Annotated in this window: 16 protein-coding genes and 2 pseudogenes; 9 read left to right on the forward strand and 9 right to left on the reverse strand. The window is 59.9% G+C overall.

The window, feature by feature from the left end; all coding sequences use genetic code 11:
• Positions 1–118: 118 nt before the first annotated feature.
• The 5 genes from HB633_RS03220 to HB633_RS03240 all read left to right on the forward strand — a co-directional run bounded on the left by HB633_RS03220 (position 119) and on the right by HB633_RS03240 (position 6,048).
• Positions 119–1,021, forward strand: coding sequence for a YihY/virulence factor BrkB family protein (locus HB633_RS03220; RefSeq protein ID WP_213776640.1), 903 nt, complete (start codon positions 119–121; stop codon positions 1,019–1,021).
• 57 nt (positions 1,022–1,078) lie between these two features.
• A complete protein-coding gene (locus HB633_RS03225; RefSeq protein ID WP_213776641.1) occupies positions 1,079–2,014 on the forward strand; it encodes a LysR substrate-binding domain-containing protein in 936 nt (311 codons plus the stop codon).
• Positions 2,015–2,089: 75 nt separating this feature from the next.
• Entirely contained in the window at positions 2,090–3,496 is a 1,407-nt protein-coding gene (gene tcuA / locus HB633_RS03230) for an FAD-dependent tricarballylate dehydrogenase TcuA (protein ID WP_213776642.1), read from the forward strand.
• Positions 3,483–4,658, forward strand: coding sequence for a tricarballylate utilization 4Fe-4S protein TcuB (gene tcuB, locus HB633_RS03235; RefSeq protein WP_213776643.1), 1,176 nt, complete (start codon positions 3,483–3,485; stop codon positions 4,656–4,658). Before tcuA ends, tcuB begins: the two co-directional genes overlap by 14 nt.
• A gap of 64 nt (positions 4,659–4,722) precedes the next feature.
• A complete protein-coding gene (locus HB633_RS03240) occupies positions 4,723–6,048 on the forward strand; it encodes an MFS transporter (RefSeq protein ID WP_213776644.1) in 1,326 nt (441 codons plus the stop codon).
• A gap of 87 nt (positions 6,049–6,135) precedes the next feature.
• On the opposite strand, the pseudogene HB633_RS03245 reads toward HB633_RS03240, so the two are convergent.
• Positions 6,136–6,531, reverse strand: a pseudogene (locus HB633_RS03245) (type II toxin-antitoxin system VapC family toxin).
• A complete protein-coding gene (locus tag HB633_RS03250) occupies positions 6,528–6,773 on the reverse strand; it encodes an AbrB/MazE/SpoVT family DNA-binding domain-containing protein (protein WP_213776645.1) in 246 nt (81 codons plus the stop codon). The pseudogene HB633_RS03245 and the gene HB633_RS03250 overlap by 4 nt, the downstream one beginning before the upstream one ends.
• 254 nt (positions 6,774–7,027) lie before the next feature.
• Between HB633_RS03250 and HB633_RS03255 the strand changes: the two are divergent.
• Positions 7,028–7,340: pseudogene (locus tag HB633_RS03255) on the forward strand (VOC family protein); the annotation flags it as partial.
• Positions 7,341–7,388: 48 nt separating this feature from the next.
• Here HB633_RS03255 and HB633_RS03260 read toward each other — a convergent pair.
• The 5 genes from HB633_RS03260 to HB633_RS03280 all read right to left on the reverse strand — a co-directional run bounded on the left by HB633_RS03260 (position 7,389) and on the right by HB633_RS03280 (position 10,535).
• On the reverse strand, positions 7,389–7,970 hold the full coding sequence (locus HB633_RS03260) for a DJ-1/PfpI family protein (protein ID WP_213776647.1): 582 nt from the start codon (positions 7,968–7,970) through the stop codon (positions 7,389–7,391).
• Between the two features lie 98 nt (positions 7,971–8,068).
• Complete coding sequence (locus tag HB633_RS03265) at positions 8,069–9,259, reverse strand: amidohydrolase (protein WP_213776648.1); 1,191 nt, start codon at positions 9,257–9,259, stop codon at positions 8,069–8,071.
• A gap of 81 nt (positions 9,260–9,340) precedes the next feature.
• Positions 9,341–9,544, reverse strand: coding sequence for a CsbD family protein (locus HB633_RS03270; RefSeq protein ID WP_213776649.1), 204 nt, complete (start codon positions 9,542–9,544; stop codon positions 9,341–9,343).
• A gap of 38 nt (positions 9,545–9,582) precedes the next feature.
• Positions 9,583–9,822 carry a pyridoxal-phosphate dependent enzyme gene (locus HB633_RS03275; RefSeq protein ID WP_255580724.1) on the reverse strand — a complete coding sequence of 80 codons (240 nt, stop codon included), beginning with the start codon at positions 9,820–9,822 and terminating at the stop codon, positions 9,583–9,585.
• 8 nt (positions 9,823–9,830) lie between these two features.
• A complete protein-coding gene (locus HB633_RS03280) occupies positions 9,831–10,535 on the reverse strand; it encodes a PAS domain-containing protein (RefSeq protein WP_213776650.1) in 705 nt (234 codons plus the stop codon).
• A gap of 198 nt (positions 10,536–10,733) precedes the next feature.
• On the opposite strand from HB633_RS03280, the gene HB633_RS03285 reads away from it, so the two are divergent.
• A complete protein-coding gene (locus HB633_RS03285) occupies positions 10,734–11,861 on the forward strand; it encodes an aminotransferase (RefSeq protein ID WP_213776651.1) in 1,128 nt (375 codons plus the stop codon).
• A gap of 3 nt (positions 11,862–11,864) precedes the next feature.
• Here the strand turns inward: HB633_RS03285 and HB633_RS03290 are convergent, their stop codons facing one another.
• Both HB633_RS03290 and HB633_RS03295 read right to left on the reverse strand, forming a co-directional pair.
• Positions 11,865–12,707, reverse strand: a complete 843-nt coding sequence (locus tag HB633_RS03290) for an amidohydrolase family protein (RefSeq protein ID WP_255580725.1) — start codon at positions 12,705–12,707, stop codon at positions 11,865–11,867.
• A gap of 37 nt (positions 12,708–12,744) precedes the next feature.
• Positions 12,745–13,986 (reverse strand): MFS transporter, encoded by a 1,242-nt coding sequence (locus HB633_RS03295; RefSeq protein ID WP_213776653.1) that lies wholly within the window; start codon positions 13,984–13,986, stop codon positions 12,745–12,747.
• Between the two features lie 116 nt (positions 13,987–14,102).
• Between HB633_RS03295 and HB633_RS03300 the strand changes: the two genes are divergently transcribed.
• Both HB633_RS03300 and HB633_RS03305 read left to right on the forward strand, forming a co-directional pair.
• A complete protein-coding gene (locus tag HB633_RS03300) occupies positions 14,103–14,996 on the forward strand; it encodes a LysR family transcriptional regulator (RefSeq protein ID WP_213776654.1) in 894 nt (297 codons plus the stop codon).
• A gap of 120 nt (positions 14,997–15,116) precedes the next feature.
• Positions 15,117–16,514, forward strand: a complete 1,398-nt coding sequence (locus HB633_RS03305) for an LLM class flavin-dependent oxidoreductase (protein WP_213776655.1) — start codon at positions 15,117–15,119, stop codon at positions 16,512–16,514.
• Positions 16,515–16,708: the final 194 nt, after the last annotated feature.

Consider the following 16,708-nt stretch of genomic DNA (forward strand, 5'->3'; position numbering starts at 1 on the left):
GGTTCGTCTCTTCGCCAACCGCCTCTTCAAGGCCCAGGACTTGCGCAGCCGTCCCCAGACGCCGCGTATTACGTATCCGCAGATCGGATCGCGCGGCCGGCGGCATTCCGGAGGGCACATGCAACTCATCCGCTACCGAACGCTGCGAATCATCGCCGATCACCCCGGCGCATTCGCCCTGCAGGTACTCAAGGCATTTCGCGCGAACCAGGGCATGTTGCTCGCGGGCGCGGTAGCGTATTACGCGCTGCTTTCCATCGTTCCTTTGCTGATCCTGGTCGTGATCGCGCTCTCGCATGTGTTCGACCGGCACGTGCTGCTCGATACCCTTTCCCACCTGCTCGAATGGCTCGTGCCGGGACAGGCGAAAGCGATCGTCAGGGAGCTTGCCAACTTTCTCGCGCATCGAACGGTGATTGGCTGGGTGCTGCTTTGCACGATGATCTTCTTCAGCTCGCTCGCCTTCACGGTGCTCGAAAATGCGATGTCCGTAATCTTCGTGCATAGGGTGGCAATACGCCGGCGACACTTTCTGATTTCCGCGCTGCTGCCGTATTGCTATAGCTTGTCGTTGGGCGCGGGCGTGTTGCTCGTTACGCTTGTATCGACGGGATTGCAGGCGGTGGGCGCGCATAGCGTCGATATATTCGGCATCGAGGTGTCGCTTAGCGGTACATCGCGCGTACTGCTTTATCTTTTCGGATTCGGAGGGGAAGTCTTTGTGCTGACCTCCATTTATATGGTGATTCCGGTCGGCCGCCCGCGTTTCAGGCACGCGCTCTTCGGCGCGGTTGCCGCCGCGATGTTGTGGGAAGTCACGCGCCATGTGCTCGTCTGGTATTTCGCCACGCTCTCGCAAGTGAGCGTGGTGTATGGATCGCTGACGACGTCGATCGTGGTGCTGTTCAGCCTCGAAGCCCTTGCAACATTGCTGCTGTTCGGCGCCCAGATGATCGCGGAGTATGAACGGCTGCACGCGGGCACGACGGAGCTTCGGCCCAGGCCGTTTCGCACGAGTTGATATAGCCGAGACCGGCGATAATGCGCGGACGTCAAAACGGATCTGCAAGGAGACCCTTTGGAACTTCGCCAGCTTCGCTACTTCGTCCGTGTCATCGAACATGGCAGCATGGGCCGCGCGGCCATGGAACTCGGCGTGGTGACATCGACCCTCAGCCAGCAGATCAGCCGGCTGGAAAGCGAGCTGTCCACGCGACTTTTGCAGCGCACCGCCAACGGCGTGGTTCCCACGGACGCGGGCCTTGCGTTCTGGCGTCAGGCGCAACTCGCGCTTCGTCATGTCGACGACGCCGCTCACGCCGCGCAACACGCGCGCCTTTCCGATCACGTCAGCGTCGGCATGGCGCCGAGCACCACGGGCGTGCTTGGTCTCGCGTTCATGCGGGCAATGCGTGAGCGTTATCCCGATGTCCGACTGCGCATGGTCGAAAGTCTGTCGGGTCATTTGTCGGGCATGTTGAACGCGCGCCAGATCGACCTTGCGATCCTGTTCCAGAGCGACAACATCAAGCGCTTCAGCGCGACGCCTTTGCTTGATGAACGTCTGTTCGTGATCGCATCGGCCGGTTTCGAGCCGATGCCGAGGACGAAAACCACGAAGCTCGCACACATCGCGAAGTTGCCGATGATCCTTCCGAGCGGACCGCACGGTTTGCGCTCGCTGCTCGATACGGCGTTCGCGCGCGCGAATATCGAGCCGAATATCGTGGCTGAAATCGATGGCCTCGCGATGCTCATGGATGCAGTCGGCGGCGGCCTGGGCGTGACGATCCAGCCGGGCGCAGCGCTCGCCCGCCGCGACCTGACATTGTTTCGCGCGCTGCCCGTGAGCGAGCGTCACATGGTGCGTCCCAACCAGCTCGTGAGTCTTTCCGACGATGAACTCTCGCCCGCCGGTCTCGCGGCCCGCGTGGTTCTCGCCGACGTCGCGCGCACGCTCGTCACCGACGGCAAGTGGACGGGCGCGACCTTGCCGCCTCTTCACGATTCGTGAAGACCTGTTGCTCGCCGCCTGCTGGCGGCCGAACACCACACGTCCTACACTCGCGTGATTGGAGGAGACATCACAATGGTGGACGTATTGGTGATCGGCGGCGGCAACGCGGCTTTGTGCGCTGCATTGATGGCGCGCGAAGCGGGCGGGTCCGTAATGCTGCTGGAAGCAGCGCCGCGTGAATGGCGCGGCGGGAATTCGCAGCACACACGCAATTTGCGCTGCATGCACGACGCGCCGCAGGACGTGCTGATCGATGCTTACCCCGAAGAAGAATACTGGCAGGACCTGCTCAAGGTCACGGGCGGCATCACGAACGAACCGCTTGCACGCCTCGCGATCCGCGAATCATCGACTTGCCGCGACTGGATGCGCAAGCACGGCGTGCATTTCCAGCCGCCGTTATCCGGCGCGCTGCACGTTGCGCGCACCAACGCGTTTTTCATGGGCGGAGGCAAGGCGCTCGTCAACGCGTATTTCCGCAGCGCGGAAGCACTCGGCGTACAGGTTCGATACAACGCGCCGGTCGATTCCATCGAACTCGATGGAGACCGTTTCGTCGCGGCGCGTATTGGTAATGAACGCATCGAAGCCCGCGCGTGCGTGCTCGCGGCGGGTGGCTTTGAATCGAACCGCGAATGGCTGCGCGAAGCGTGGGGCCAAATCAACGGCGAATGGGTGGCCGACAACTTCCTGATTCGCGGCACGCGTTTCAACATGGGCGTGCTGCTCAAGTACATGATCGACGCAGGCGCGGATTCCATCGGCGATCCGTCGCAATCGCATTGCGTCGCCATCGATGCCCGCGCGCCACTCTACGACGGCGGTATTTGCACGCGCGTGGATTGTGTATCGCTGGGCGTGATGCTGAACCGCAACGCCGAGCGTTTCTACGATGAAGGCGAGGACTTCTGGCCCAAGCGTTATGCAATCTGGGGCCGGCTTGTCGCGCACCAGCCGGGACAAATCGGCTATTCGATCATCGATTCAAAAGCAATCGGCCGCTTCATGCCGCCCGTGTTTCCGGGCACAAAAGCAAATACGCTCGGCGAACTTGCGCGCGCCATGGACCTCGATGAAGCGAAGTTTACAGATACGATCCAGACCTATAACGCCGCATGCCGTGTCGGAACCTTCAATCACGCCGTTCTCGATGATTGCCATACCGAAGGCCTGACGCCTGCGAAAACGCATTGGGCGCAGCCTATCGATAAACCGCCCTTCTACGCCTTCGCGCTTCGTCCGGGTATCACGTTCACATACCTCGGGCTCAAGGTAAACGATAAATCCGCCGTGCATTTCGGCGGCAAGCCGAGTCCGAACCTATATGTTGCAGGCGAGATGATGGCGGGCAACGTGCTCGGCAAGGGTTATACCGCCGGCGTCGGCATGGCGATCGGCACGGCGTTCGGACGGATTGCCGGAACCCAGGCTGCGCAGGCGGCTTTGAAATCGAAGGAAGCCAGTCATGCAGTCGCTTGAAAACCTGACGCGCGAAGCCAGCGCGCTTGCACTGAACGAAGTTCCCATCACGTTTGCAAAGCCGATGTCCGCTGCCGAAGGCGAAGTCAGCCGCATCATGCAAATCTGCAATGCGTGCCGCTATTGCGAGGGCTTTTGCGCCGTCTTCCCCGCCATGACTCGCCGCCTCGAATTCGGCCGCGCCGACGTGCACTTCCTTTCGAATCTTTGCCACAACTGCGGCGCGTGTTTGCACGCATGCCAGTACGCGCCGCCGCACGAGTTCGGCGTGAACGTTCCCAAGGCGATGGCCGAAGTGCGTTTGCAGACCTACGTGGATTACGCGTGGCCAGCGGGTTTTGGCGCGCTGTACAAACGCAATGGCCTTACGTTGGCGCTCGCGCTCGCCGGTGGTCTCGCGCTTTTCCTGATCATGACGATGGCGCTGAAAGGCGCGCTGCTTTTGCCGCCACTGGCGGGAAATTTCTACGCGGTATTCCCGCACAACACGCTAGCGCTGTTGTTCGGCATCGTATTCGTGTTCGCGATGATCGCGCTCGGGGTCGGTGTGCGGCGCTTCTGGCGCAATGAAGATCCGGGGGCGATGTCGGCCGAGGCGATCGGTGAAGCAACGCACGATGTACTCAGTCTGCGTTATCTGGGCGGCGGCCACGGAGAAGGCTGCAATAATGCCGATGATGCGTTTTCCCTTGCGCGCCGGCGTTTTCACCATCTGACGTTCTACGGCTTCATGTTGTGTTTTGCATCGACGTGCGTGGCGACGCTGTATCACTATCTGCTGAAGCTCGAAGCGCCTTACGCACTCACCAGCTTGCCTGTGGTGCTCGGATCGATTGGCGGTCTTGGTTTGCTCGCGGGACCTGCGGGCTTGTTGTGGCTGAATCTGCGGCGTCATCCGCAACATGGCGACGCCGCGCAAAAACCGATGGACCGTGGTTTCATCGCGTTGCTGCTGTTGACCAGCGCAAGCGGTCTCGCACTGTTGATCCTGCGCGATACATCCATGATGGCGTTATTGTTGGCCGTTCATCTTGGCATTGTGATGGCGTTGTTCCTGACGCTGCCGTACGGAAAATTCGCGCACGGAATTTATCGCAGCGCAGCACTGCTGAAGTGGGCGGTGGAAAAACGCCAGCCGAGTAAACTGCTGGTCGATGATTGATGCAAAACGGGGCCCGTCGAGCCTATCATGGCCGGCGTGGCAATAAAAAAATCCAGGAGACGACATGGCAACCGGTAACGAATTTCAACCGCAGGCGTTGGGCGCAACCGCGCCGAGCGTCTCGAAGCTGGGCGCGGTTCTGCGCGTCACCAGCGGCAACTTTCTCGAGCAGTTCGATTTCTTCCTGTTCGGTTTCTACGCAACTTACATTGCCAAGACGTTCTTTCCTGCCGCCAGCGAATTTGCATCGCTGATGCAGACGTTCGCCGTGTTCGGCGCCGGTTTCCTGATGCGGCCGTTGGGCGCGATCGTGCTCGGCGCGTACATAGATAAAGTCGGACGGCGGCGCGGGCTGATCGTCACGCTTTCGATCATGGCGAGCGGCACCATTCTCATTGCTTGCGTTCCGGGATTTGCGACCATTGGCTTGCTGGCGCCGGCGCTGGTGCTGATCGGGCGCTTGCTGCAGGGATTCTCGGCGGGCGCTGAACTTGGTGGCGTATCGGTTTATCTTGCGGAAATGGCGACGCCCGGCAAGAAAGGCTTTTATACGTCGTGGCAATCGGCCAGCCAGCAGGTCGCAATCGTGGTCGCGGCGGCGCTTGGTTACGCGCTGAACAGCTGGCTCTCGCCAACGCAGATTGCCGGTTGGGGATGGCGCGTGCCGTTTTTCATCGGCTGCATGATCGTGCCGTTTCTGTACATTCTGCGCCGCTCGCTGCAGGAGACCGCCGAGTTCCAGGCGCGCCGCCATCATCCGGCAACCTCCGAAGTCTTCCGCTCGATGCTCACGAACTGGAAGACCGTCATTGCGGGCATGCTGATGGTCGCGATGACCACCACCACGTTCTATCTGATCACTGTCTATACGCCGACATTCGGGCGCGCCGTGCTGCACTTGAGCACGTCGGACAGTTTGATTGTGACGCTGTTCGTGGGCGTATCGAACTTTATCTGGCTGCCGATCGGCGGGGCGATCTCGGATCGCATCGGACGCAAACCCGTGCTGTTGTTTGTATCGGCGCTGGCGATCATCACGGCCTACCCAGCGCTCTCGTGGCTCGCGCACGATCCGAGTTTCCTGCGCATGCTCGGCGTGCTGCTGTACTTCTCGTTCTTCTTCGGCGCATACAACGGCGCGATGGTCGCAGCGCTCACCGAAGTAATGCCGGTCAATGTTCGCGTGGCAGGCTTCTCGCTGGCGTTCAGTCTGGCGACGGCGATTTTCGGCGGCTTCACGCCGGCGGTATCGACGTACCTGATCCAGGCAACCGGAGACAAAGCCGCGCCCGCCTACTGGCTTATTTTTGCCGCGGTGTGCGGATTCTTTGCGACGTTGGCACTCTACAAGCGCGGCGGAGCCGCGGAGTTGCAGGCGAAGCTGGGGTGAGGAAATGACGGCGCGCGGCCGGGGATGTTCGCGGACCGCGCGATGAGATTGCGAGAAGTTCGGTTCCTCTACCCCAAAGAATTTTGGCTACTCGATCAGCCTCAAGCCAGCCGTTTTCGCGGCCTTTGTATCGAACGTCGCCGTGTACTCGCAGCTTGCGTCGTGGCAAGCACGTTCAATAAGACAATCCGGAAAGTCCGCGGCGGAAGAGGAGAAAACCCTTAACGCCTTCGATACCGTCTCCGCCCCCTCAATGACCAGTTCCTTAGTGCGCAACGACGCCTCTATGACCTCCGCGATTTCGTCGCGCTTCGCGTCATACGCTCTTGCAAGAACCCAAACCACTTCGACCAGGGCAACCTGCGTCACATATCCAGGCCGATCCGCTGTCAGCGATTCAATCAGAGCTGTCGCTTTGGGCGACTGGACGGGATCGTCCTAAGCGAAATACCGCACCAACACGTTGGTATCAAGACCAATCATCGCTTCCACACTCCCTGCCCCGCTATCGCAGCATTCATGTGTTCGATAGAGACCGGTTTCCTGGGCTTGCCAATAATGCCTTTCAACGCTTTGACCGATTGGACCGCGGGTACGAGTTCGTACCGTCCTGTCGCCTCGTTCAACACAAACTCGATCCGGTCTCCAGCAGAAAGTCCCAAGACGGTCCGAACATCGACTGGGATGGTAATCTGACCCTTTGAGGTGACGGTTGCAGAGGTCATCACTTTTCCCCTTTAAATTGACGGCTCCTTACCTTAAAGTAAGGAATGAGTCAGCGTATCACGCTGCGATTGTGTCCAGTTCCATAACCCCCTTCACCACCATCTCGATGACCCGCGCCCCCCAGCTTCTCGACATGCGCGTCATCCAGGCCCTGCAGCGGGCCTTCGATCATCAGCATCGCGAGGCCGTGCACGGCGGACCACGCCAGGTATTCCGCGCCGGGCCTGCGAGCGGCATTGAGCGTGCCGGTCTGGTCATGCACGCGGCGTTTCGAATTGGAGAGACCACGCTCATGGGGTCCGACGGCATGAACAGCGGCAAGCCTTCGTTCCAGGGGTTTGCGTTATCGCTGAGCCCGTCTGAGCCCAAAGAGGCCAGCTGTCTTTTCAACGCACTTGCCGATGGCGGACAGGTTCACATGCCATTGACGCAGACGTTTTTTTTCGCCCAGCTTCGGCATGGTGGCGGATCGCTTCGGGGTATCGTGGATGATCGTCGTCCCGGGCGAAACTCCGAACACTCAGTACACCCAACAGAAGAAGATTGCGCATGAAGCATGGCATTGAAAGCGCCGACGAATCTGACCGCTCGTCAGCGCTCTTCGAACATGCTGCTTAAAGCTTGATCTCCGTCCCAAGGCGCGCCAGGAATTGCGCAAGCCATTGCGGATGTGCAGGCCACGCGGGCGCGGTGATGAAATTGCCATCGGTGACCGCGCTGTCCACCTGGATGTCCGCGTACTCGCCCCCGGCAAGCCGTACTTCCGGCGCGCACGCCGGATATGCCGATATGCGTTTGCCGCGAATCACGTCCGCAGCGGCCAGCAATTGCGCTCCATGGCAGACCGCGGCAATGGGTTTTTTCGCATCGGCGAAATGCCGGACAATTTCGATCACGCGGTCGTTCAAGCGCAAGTATTCGGGCGCGCGGCCGCCGGCGATCATCAACGCGTCATAACTGGCGGGATCGGCGTCATCGAAACTCGCGTTCAGCGTGAACAGATGTCCGGGTTTCTCCGTATAGGTCTGATCGCCTTCGAAGTCATGAATTGCGGTCTTGATCGTATCCCCGCTCTTCTTGCCGGGGCAGACTGCATGCACGGTGTGACCGACCATCTGCAGCGCCTGGAAAGGCACCATGGTTTCGTAGTCTTCCGCAAAATCGCCGGTCAGAAACAGAATCTTCTTGGCTGCCATCTTGTTCTCCCATCGAAGAGATCACGCAGGAAACCGGTCCGCGTGGACCGGCGCTCGCCGATATCTTAGCTCGTATGGGAAACGTCCGGCCCGATGTTTCAGGCAAGCATTGCACCATTGCGTGCAACGACCTTGCCCTTCGATACAACCAGCTTGCGCACCGGCCGCGCCACGACGGCATGGGCGATGGTGGCGGCATCCACAAGAACAAGATCCGCGCGTGCGCCTGGATGCAATCCGTAGTCTGCGAAACCGCAGGCTTGTGCGCCAAGCGTGCTGACGCAATCGAAAGCGAGCGCGAGGTCGTCGTCGCGGCGCAGGTCGTGGCGCATGGCGAGGAACATCGCGCGCTCCAGCATGTCCGGCGAGCCAAAAGGCGTCCATGTATCGCGAATGCCGTCATTGCCGGCAAAGAGCGTGACGCCGGCTTCGATGCAAGCACGCAGTGACGGCACCGGCACCGAAGGCGGAGCGGTTGTCAGAAGCGCCACGTCGAGGTCGGCGATTCTTCCAAGCAACGCATCACGTTCACGGTCGGGCAGCATGCCGAGGCAAAAGGCATGACTGATCACAACGCGACCCTGCATGCCCAGCGCTTCGACGCGATCGAGCAGAAGCTTGATTGTGAATGCGCCTATTTCGCCGGGCTCGTGGAGATGGATATCGATGGGCTTCTGATGCCGGTTCGCAATCTCGAATGTGGTATCGAGCGACTCGACCGGGTCCTGGTCGATCAGCGCGGGGTCCAGCGCGCCGAGCACATCGGCGCCTGATTCAAGCGCATCGCTTAGAAGCGAACTGGTTCCGGCGCGACGCAGCATGCCCGACTGCGGGAACGCCACGATCTGGATGTCCACGATATCGGCAAGTGTTTCACGGGTCGCGAGCACGCCCTTCAAGTGCTTAAGACCGGCGTCGGTGTCTATGTCGACATGCGTCCTGATGCGCGTCGTTCCTGCTGCGATGAATGCGCGGGCGAGCGCGAGAGATTGTGCGCCCGCGTCATGTCCCGAACTCGCGCGCCACGAGCGTTCGTTCTCGATGCGGTTGACAAGCTTAGGACCGACATTGTTTCGATACCAAGGCAAACCCCAGTTCGTCTTATCCAGATGCGTGTGGCCCTCAACGAATCCGGGAAGCACGAGTGCGTTCGCACCGTCTTTGATTACCGTGTTTGCATCGCGCGGAAGATTTGCACCGATTGCATCGATACGTCCAGCGGCGATGGCGATTTCGACAGGCGTGCCGTCCGCCAGGCGAACGTTACTGATCAACAAGTTCGGGTTCACAAAAATCTCCTGACGTCGCGGTAGGCGTTAAGCAGACCGCGAGTGTGTCATAAGAGATTGAGTGTCGGAAGTCTGCGTTTCCTATACGTTCGACGGGTTGTCCGGATCCACGGCGCCCTTTTCGACATTGTCCTCGAAGTCCGCTTTATCCTTTTTATTCGAGCCATTGGTAATTTCCACCTCGCCTTTGAGCGCTCGGTCTTCATTGCCGGTAAGTTTCCCGATGCCGAGATTTACCACACCTTTGATCTGTTCCTTCACGCCGTCCACTTTGTCTTTGTTCACGATACCTCCTGTCGAGAGTTTTAATGCCGTGAGAAACATCACGCAACGGGCGTTCCTGCAGTTGCGGTCAGGACGCCATGGCGCCGTGCGTTGGCATCGAGCAAACGCAGCTTGTTGGTTGCGCCGCGAAACTTGAACGACCCCGCGTGCTGCAAATGCTCGCATTTCAAATACACACCGCAACCCCTCGCCTTCGATAACAACGGGCTCAGCATCAACGGCGTAACAGCCACTTGCGGACGTATCGCGCGGTGTGCCTCTTCAATGCGCTCGAACAAATCAGTCGTTACTCGTTGCCCCTCAGTTCCTTCAGATAGTTGAACACCGTGGCGCGGCCGATAGACAGCACCTTCGCAACATAGTTGGCCGCACTCTTTCCCTTGAATGCGCCCTCTTCGTGCAGCGCTTCAATGAGCGCGCGTTTGTGATCCCGCGTCAGCATCGACAAAACAAGCTTGCGTTCCTGCAGCCAGTGATTGAGAAAGATGTTGACGCGTTCCTGCCAGTCGTCCTGAAAGAGCTTCTCGGGCTGAGCTTGCAGCGCGGCGCTCGAAACCAGCAGTTCGAGCGCCTGCCTTGCCTGCTCGAGCGCCGCGAGATGAAAATTGATGCACATGACGCCGATAGGTCCGCCTTCGTCGTTACGCACGACAATGCTCACCGAGCGGATCTTGCGACCGTCCCAGCCAAGCTTCTCATACGGACCGATCACGCTTTCGTCCGGATCGAACTCGATGTCGTCCAGCGCCGAGTCGTCGCCCAGTTCCCGTTTCGATTGATTGTTCGCGACGTGGACCACCGTCTGCGTACTGAGGTCATGGATCACGACTTCCGTATAAGGCGGAAAAAGCAGGACGATACCGTCCGCGATCGAGCGATAACGGACGAGCAGTTCTGTAGAAGGCTTTCGCGCGCTGCGCCTGACCTTGGTCCTGTCTGCGGATCTTGAATTCGTTTCAACTGAGGCTTCCGCCATACGTGCTTTAGTCATTATTCGATGTCGAGTCGTGCGGTGATCGGTCAATAAGTCACGTCATTGCCCAGAATGTACTTTTTAGTCTAAGATAGACTGTAAAATACAATCGGTCAAACGACGAAAATAAAACGGTTCTGAGTGCCGGAGCCGCGTAATATTTTTCGACGTGGAATCAGGCTATCGTCAAGATGAATTGGACTCGCGGAGATTTGAATGAAGATCAAGGACTTTCTGGTCGAGCGCTGGATGGACCGCTACGAGCACGAGGCGCGTTACAACCTCGCTGAGACTTGCGTCGAATCGCTGACCGTCGATCAATTGCTGACACTGACCGGCAAGCAGGACAGCATCATGGACGAGTTGCGCCCCATGAAGCTGACCTACGGCGCGATCGAAGGATCAGACCGGTTGCGCGCGAACATTGCCGCGCTATACGACCGGCAGACGCCAAAGAACATATTGGTGACGCACGGCGCGATTGGCGGCAATGCGCTGGTCTATGAGACGTTGATCGAACCCGGTGATCGTGTGATTGCGGTGCTGCCAACCTACCAGCAGCACTATTCGATTCCCGAAAGTTATGGCGCCGATCTACACACCATGACGCTGCGGGAAGAGAACGGCTTTCTTCCCGACCTCGATGAACTGCGCAAACTCGCAAGCCAGAAAACGAAGCTGATCGCCATCAACAATCCGAACAATCCAACGGGTTCCTTGATGGACGAAGCCTTTCTCAAAGAGGTCGTCGCCATCGCGCAATCGTGCGGCGCATATCTGCTGTGCGACGAGGTTTATCGGGGAACGGATCAGGAGGGTTCGGGATTCACGGCGTCCGTTGCCGACCTTTATGAACGTGGCATCAGCACGGGCAGCATGTCGAAGACGTGGTCGCTCGCAGGGCTGCGGCTGGGGTGGATTGCCGGGCCGGTCGAACTGATTCGCGCTGTCTGCATTCATCGCGACTACAACACCATCAGCGTTGGAATGATCGACGATTACCTCGCGTCGATCGCGCTGGAAGCAAAGGACAGGATTCTCGCGCGCAGCCACGCGATCACGCGGACCAATCTGGCGACGCTCGATGCCTGGATTCAGCAGGAGCCGCTGGTCTCATACATCAAGCCAAAGGCCGCGACCGTTTGCCTGCTCAAGTTCGACGTCGACATGTCATCCACTGAATTCTGTACGTCTTTGATCGAAGCGACCGGCGTCATGTTCACGCCGGGCAGCGCGTTCGAAATGGAAGGTTACGTGCGGATCGGTTTCGCCAATCCACTGGATGTGCTGCAACAAGGACTTGGCCGCGTGTCTGAATTCCTGAGGGACATCGAACGCAGGTAAAAGCTATTCGAACCGATACAACTCGCGAGCCGAGCGCGCGAGAATGACCTCGCGTTCTGCAGCGTCAGGTATCCACTGATCCAGCGCGCGACGGGTTGCGTCGTAATCGGTCAATTGCTGATGTTGTGTATGGGGCCAGTCGCTGCCCCAGACGAGGCGTCCGGGTGTGTATGCATCCACCAATGCGCTTGCCAGGCCCGTGCCGACCGTCACACCCGAATCGTCCACCGCGCTGCGGTACGCTGCCGATAACTTCACCCAGACCCGCCCCGTTCCGCCGATCGAAAGCAGGTACTTGAAGCCGGGATCATCGGCGCCGGCGTGCGGATCGGGCCGGCCGAAATGATCGATCACGACCGTGCAGCCCTGCTCCAGCAGCGGGCGCACGACGTCATGCAGATCCGCCGCCTGACGATGCACCTCGACATGCCACCCAAGCGCGTTGATCCGTGCAAACAGCCGCTGCCATGCGGGCGTGCGAAGGTCGGGAATCGCCAGACCAATCAGGTTCAGCCGCATTCCGACCACGCCTGATCGATCAAGCGATACGAGCTCGGCATCGGTAAAGCTGCAATCCACCACGGCCACGCCGCGAAACCGGCGCGGATAGCGCTTGATCACATCGATGAAAAAGCTGTTGTCCGTGCCGAGAAAACTCGGCTGAACCAGCACCGCATGCGATACGCCGTTCGCAAGCAGATGGCCGGCGTAGGCGTCGAGCGTTGCATCGTAATCAGGCGCATGGCGGCGCTGCGGCGCGAGCGGCAAACCGCGCACGAACACGTGAGCATGGCTGTCGATAGCTGTAATCTGCTCGCCGCCCGTCTCGTACCAGCGGTCGGCCATGCAAGTCTCTTGCGTTTGCATAAGTTGAGTCCGTTGATCAGGCGTTGACCGCGACGGTCGCAATGCGGCGGTTCTTCGTCTCCGGCAACATCAGCGCGGCGACAACCACGAGACCGTAGGCAATCCCGGCATCGATACCCAACGCCGAGCCAAGCGGCATCGAATTGCCCATGTGCCCGACCAGCACCGGAAAACCCGCCGAGACAATCCGCCCGAAGTTGTAGCAAAAGCCCACGCCCGTGCCGCGAATACCCTGCGGATAAAGTTCGTTGAAAAGTGCGCCGAGCGTCGCCGGAATGCCGGCCGAAAAAAGCCCGAGCGGGAAGCTCAGCAACAGCATGGCGGTGTCGCCCATCGGCAGGAAGACGTAGATGTTGACCGTCGCCACGCAGCACACCGCGAACAGGATCACGTTGAGCTTGCGGCCAATGCGGTCCTGCAACCACGCGCTGACAAAACAGCCGCAAATAAACGCCGTGATCACCACGGCGAGATAACCGCCGGTTCCGAGCACGGACAAATGCCGTTCGGTCTTGAGGTAGGTGGGCAGCCACGTGGTGATCGCGTGGTATCCGCCGTGCGCGCCCACACCGATCAATCCGCCCACGATGGTCGAGCGAATCACGGATTTATCGAAGATGCTTTTAGCCGGGGGAAGCGTCCCGCTCGCGGCTTTTGCCGGGACGGCCACGCGCGGCGGTTCGACCACGTTACGGCGCACATACAGCACGAGCGCCGCTGGAATCACGCCGATGGCAAACAGCAGCCGCCACGCCCATTCCGGCGACACGTACGAAAAGACCACCGTATAAAGCAGCACCGCGCCCGCCCAGCCGAAACCCCAGGCGCTCTGAACAATGCCCATCGCCTTGCCGCGATGCTCCGCGCGCATGGTTTCGCTCAACAGTACGGCGCCCGCAGTCCATTCGCCGCCGAAGCCGATCCCTTGCAACGCCTTCAGGGCCAGCAATTGTTCGAAATTTTGTGCGAACGCACAGAGGAAGGTGAACAGCGAGAACCAAATCACGGTGATTTGCAGCGCACGCACGCGCCCATACCGGTCCGACAGCATCCCGGCCAGCAATCCGCCGAGCGCCCCGGCCACGAGCGTCGCGCCGCCGATCAACCCCGCCTGCCCCTTGCCGATACCCCACGTCACCAGCAAGGTCGGGATCACGAGGCTGAACAACTGCGTGTCGACGCCGTCGAGCGCCCATCCCGCGAAGCAGCTCCAGAGCGTGCGCTTTTCCGTCGTCGATATATCGCGATACCAGTTCATCGTCGTCTCCTGACTGTATTTTTCCGGGCCATTTGAAATGGCCCATGAAACGCATTCTAGGGATCGGCGGGATAAAGAACTATGATGCAAGTGATCATCTTTCATATCGTTTTAATATGGACACTCGCAATCTCAAGTACTTCCTCGCCGTCGCCGATGCAGGCAGCGTCACGCGCGCCGCCGATCACCTGAACATCGCCCAGCCGGCATTGAGCCAGGCGCTCACACGCATGGAAAAGGAATTGGGCGTCAAGCTTTTCAGTCGCACGAGGCGCGGCGCGGACCTGACTGCGGCGGGGCTGGCGATTGTCGAGGACGTGCGCATGAGCGTCGCGAGAATCGACGCCGCCTCGCATCGCGCGCGCGAAATCGGCGCGCAACGGGCGGGACGGCTGACGGTGGGATTTGCATCGGCGGCGCTGTTTGCCGTTTTACCGCGCGCGATTGCGGCGCTGCGTGCATCGGTTCCCGACGTCGATCTCGTGCTGCGCGAGATGAGCAACGCCGAACAGGCAAGCGCGCTCGAAAAGGGAGAAATCGATATCGGCTTGCTGCACACGCCGGTTCCCGTCGCGGGGAAGATGCACGAGAAGCTGATCGCGCGCGAGCAGTTGATTGCGGTGTTGCCCGAGAACTTTCCGCTCGGCGCGAGCGGCGTGGTATCGCTCAGCGAACTCGCGCCGCATGGACTCGTGTGGTTTCCTCACGGGCAGTTGCCGGGCGTTCGCGCGGGCATTTTGAGTGCGTTCCGGCAGGCTGGTTGCGCAGTGGAAATCGTGCAGGACGCCAACCGTTCGCTGACGGTTCTCGCGTGCGTGGCCGCAGGATGCGGCGTGTCCCTGTTGCCGCGTTCGGTGCGCGCGCTGCAGTTCAACGGCGTGCGTTTATGCGAGATCGTGGATGGCGCCGCGTTGCCGCCGTTCGAGCTGAGCGTGGTCTGGCCGGCGCGCGCGCGCGCGACGCTCGCGGACCGCTTCGCGGGACTTATCGAAGCCTATGCGGGAGAATAGACGCGCAGCATCCGCATTCATGAATAGCAAATATCGATTCGATGGTTCGCCGCACCGTTTGACCGTGCGATGCTATTGGCCCTTCGCATCCTTCATCCATCGTTTTCCGCGTGGACTCCCATGAGCAAGAAAAAGATCCTTTTGAACGCGTTCAACATGAACTGCGTCGGCCACATCAACCATGGCTTATGGACGCATCCGCGTGACCGCTCAACCGATTACCGCAAGCTTTCGTACTGGACCGACCTCGCAAAACTGCTCGAGAAAGGCCTGTTCGATGGCCTCTTCATCGCGGATATCGTCGGGGTCTACGACGTGTATCAGCAGTCGGCCGACCTGACCTTGAAAGAGTCCGTCCAGCTTCCCGTGAACGACCCCATGATGCTCGTCTCGGCCATGGCCGCCGTCACGCAGAACCTTGGCTTCGGCATCACGGTGAACCTCACGTACGAAGCGCCCTATCTTCTTGCGCGGCGTTTCTCGACACTCGATCATCTAAGCGATGGACGTATTGGCTGGAATATCGTCACGGGTTATCTGGACAGCGCCGCGCGCGCGATGGGCCTGACCGAACAGATTGCGCACGACGAACGATACGACCGCGCCGATGAATACCTCGACGTGCTCTACAAGCTCTGGGAAGGCAGCTGGCAGAACGACGCCGTGGTCCGCGATCGCGAAGGGCGCGTCTTCGCCGATCCCGCGAAGGTGCACAAGGTGAATCACCACGGGCGCTATTACGATGTCGAGGGTTATCACCTCGCCGAACCTTCTCCGCAACGCACGCCGGTGCTCTTCCAGGCCGGCTCCTCGGGCCGGGGACAGGCGTTCGCAACGCGTCACGCGGAGTGCGTGTTTGTATCGAGCCAGAGCAAGGGGGGCACGAAAAAGCTCGTCGATGCACTTCGCCAGCAAGCCGCCGATGCCGGCCGCAACCCCGCGGACCTGAAGGTCTTCATGGGCATCACCGTCGTGGTTGGCCGCACGCACGCAGAGGCCGAAGCCAAGTTCGCCGAGTATGCGCAGTACGCCAGCCCCGAAGCCGGACTCGCACATTTCGCGGCGGGCACGGGCACCGATTATTCGACCTTCGATCCCGACGATGAAATCCAGGCACCGGGCGCCCCTAAAAGCCGCGGGATCGAATCGTCCGTGCAGCGCGTAACCGATGGCCAATCCGGCTGGACCGTGCGTCGTCTTCTCGATCAGCTGAAACTCGGCGGGCGCTATACCACGATCGTCGGCGACCCGGTAGAAGTGGCCGACGCGCTGGAATCCTGGGTGAACGAAGCGGGCGTGGACGGTTTCAACCTGACGCGCACGGTGACGCCCGAGAGCTACGAGGACTTTATCGATCTCGTGATTCCGGAGCTTCAGGCGAGGGGCATTTATAAAACCTCCTACGCCGAAGGCACCCTGCGCGAGAAACTTTTCGGCGGCGCCGCGCATTTGCCTCGGGAACATGCGGGCGCATCGTTTCGCGATTTGTCCGCGGATCCTGCCGAGCCTTCCGAATAAATTTCGCACGGCGCATACAAACTTCCCGACCGCTCGTATTCCTCATACAAGACCGCTGCATGCGCCCTCGCGTGAATGCGGCAGGGTTTTCCCGGTGGCGCAGTTTTAACCCCATGCGCGCTTTATCTTTTAAGTTTCTAACCAAAAAGTCGTTATAAAAGGAGCATGCGCCCCAACGTCCGTGTCAACACGGA

This window comes from Caballeronia sp. dw_276, from assembly GCF_018449635.1.
Classification (GTDB): domain Bacteria; phylum Pseudomonadota; class Gammaproteobacteria; order Burkholderiales; family Burkholderiaceae; genus Caballeronia.

Coding starts and splice junctions, on each gene's coding strand:
- HB633_RS03220 (WP_213776640.1), top strand. CDS start 119: ATGCAACTCATCCGCTACCGAACGCTGCGAATCATCGCCGATCACCCC.
- tcuA (WP_213776642.1), top strand. CDS start 2,090: ATGGTGGACGTATTGGTGATCGGCGGCGGCAACGCGGCTTTGTGCGCT.
- tcuB (WP_213776643.1), top strand. CDS start 3,483: ATGCAGTCGCTTGAAAACCTGACGCGCGAAGCCAGCGCGCTTGCACTG.
- HB633_RS03240 (WP_213776644.1), top strand. CDS start 4,723: ATGGCAACCGGTAACGAATTTCAACCGCAGGCGTTGGGCGCAACCGCG.
- HB633_RS03250 (WP_213776645.1), bottom strand. CDS start 6,773: ATGACCTCTGCAACCGTCACCTCAAAGGGTCAGATTACCATCCCAGTC.
- HB633_RS03260 (WP_213776647.1), bottom strand. CDS start 7,970: ATGGCAGCCAAGAAGATTCTGTTTCTGACCGGCGATTTTGCGGAAGAC.
- HB633_RS03280 (WP_213776650.1), bottom strand. CDS start 10,535: ATGACTAAAGCACGTATGGCGGAAGCCTCAGTTGAAACGAATTCAAGA.
- HB633_RS03285 (WP_213776651.1), top strand. CDS start 10,734: ATGAAGATCAAGGACTTTCTGGTCGAGCGCTGGATGGACCGCTACGAG.
- HB633_RS03290 (WP_255580725.1), bottom strand. CDS start 12,707: ATGGCCGACCGCTGGTACGAGACGGGCGGCGAGCAGATTACAGCTATC.
- HB633_RS03295 (WP_213776653.1), bottom strand. CDS start 13,986: ATGAACTGGTATCGCGATATATCGACGACGGAAAAGCGCACGCTCTGG.
- HB633_RS03300 (WP_213776654.1), top strand. CDS start 14,103: ATGGACACTCGCAATCTCAAGTACTTCCTCGCCGTCGCCGATGCAGGC.
- HB633_RS03305 (WP_213776655.1), top strand. CDS start 15,117: ATGAGCAAGAAAAAGATCCTTTTGAACGCGTTCAACATGAACTGCGTC.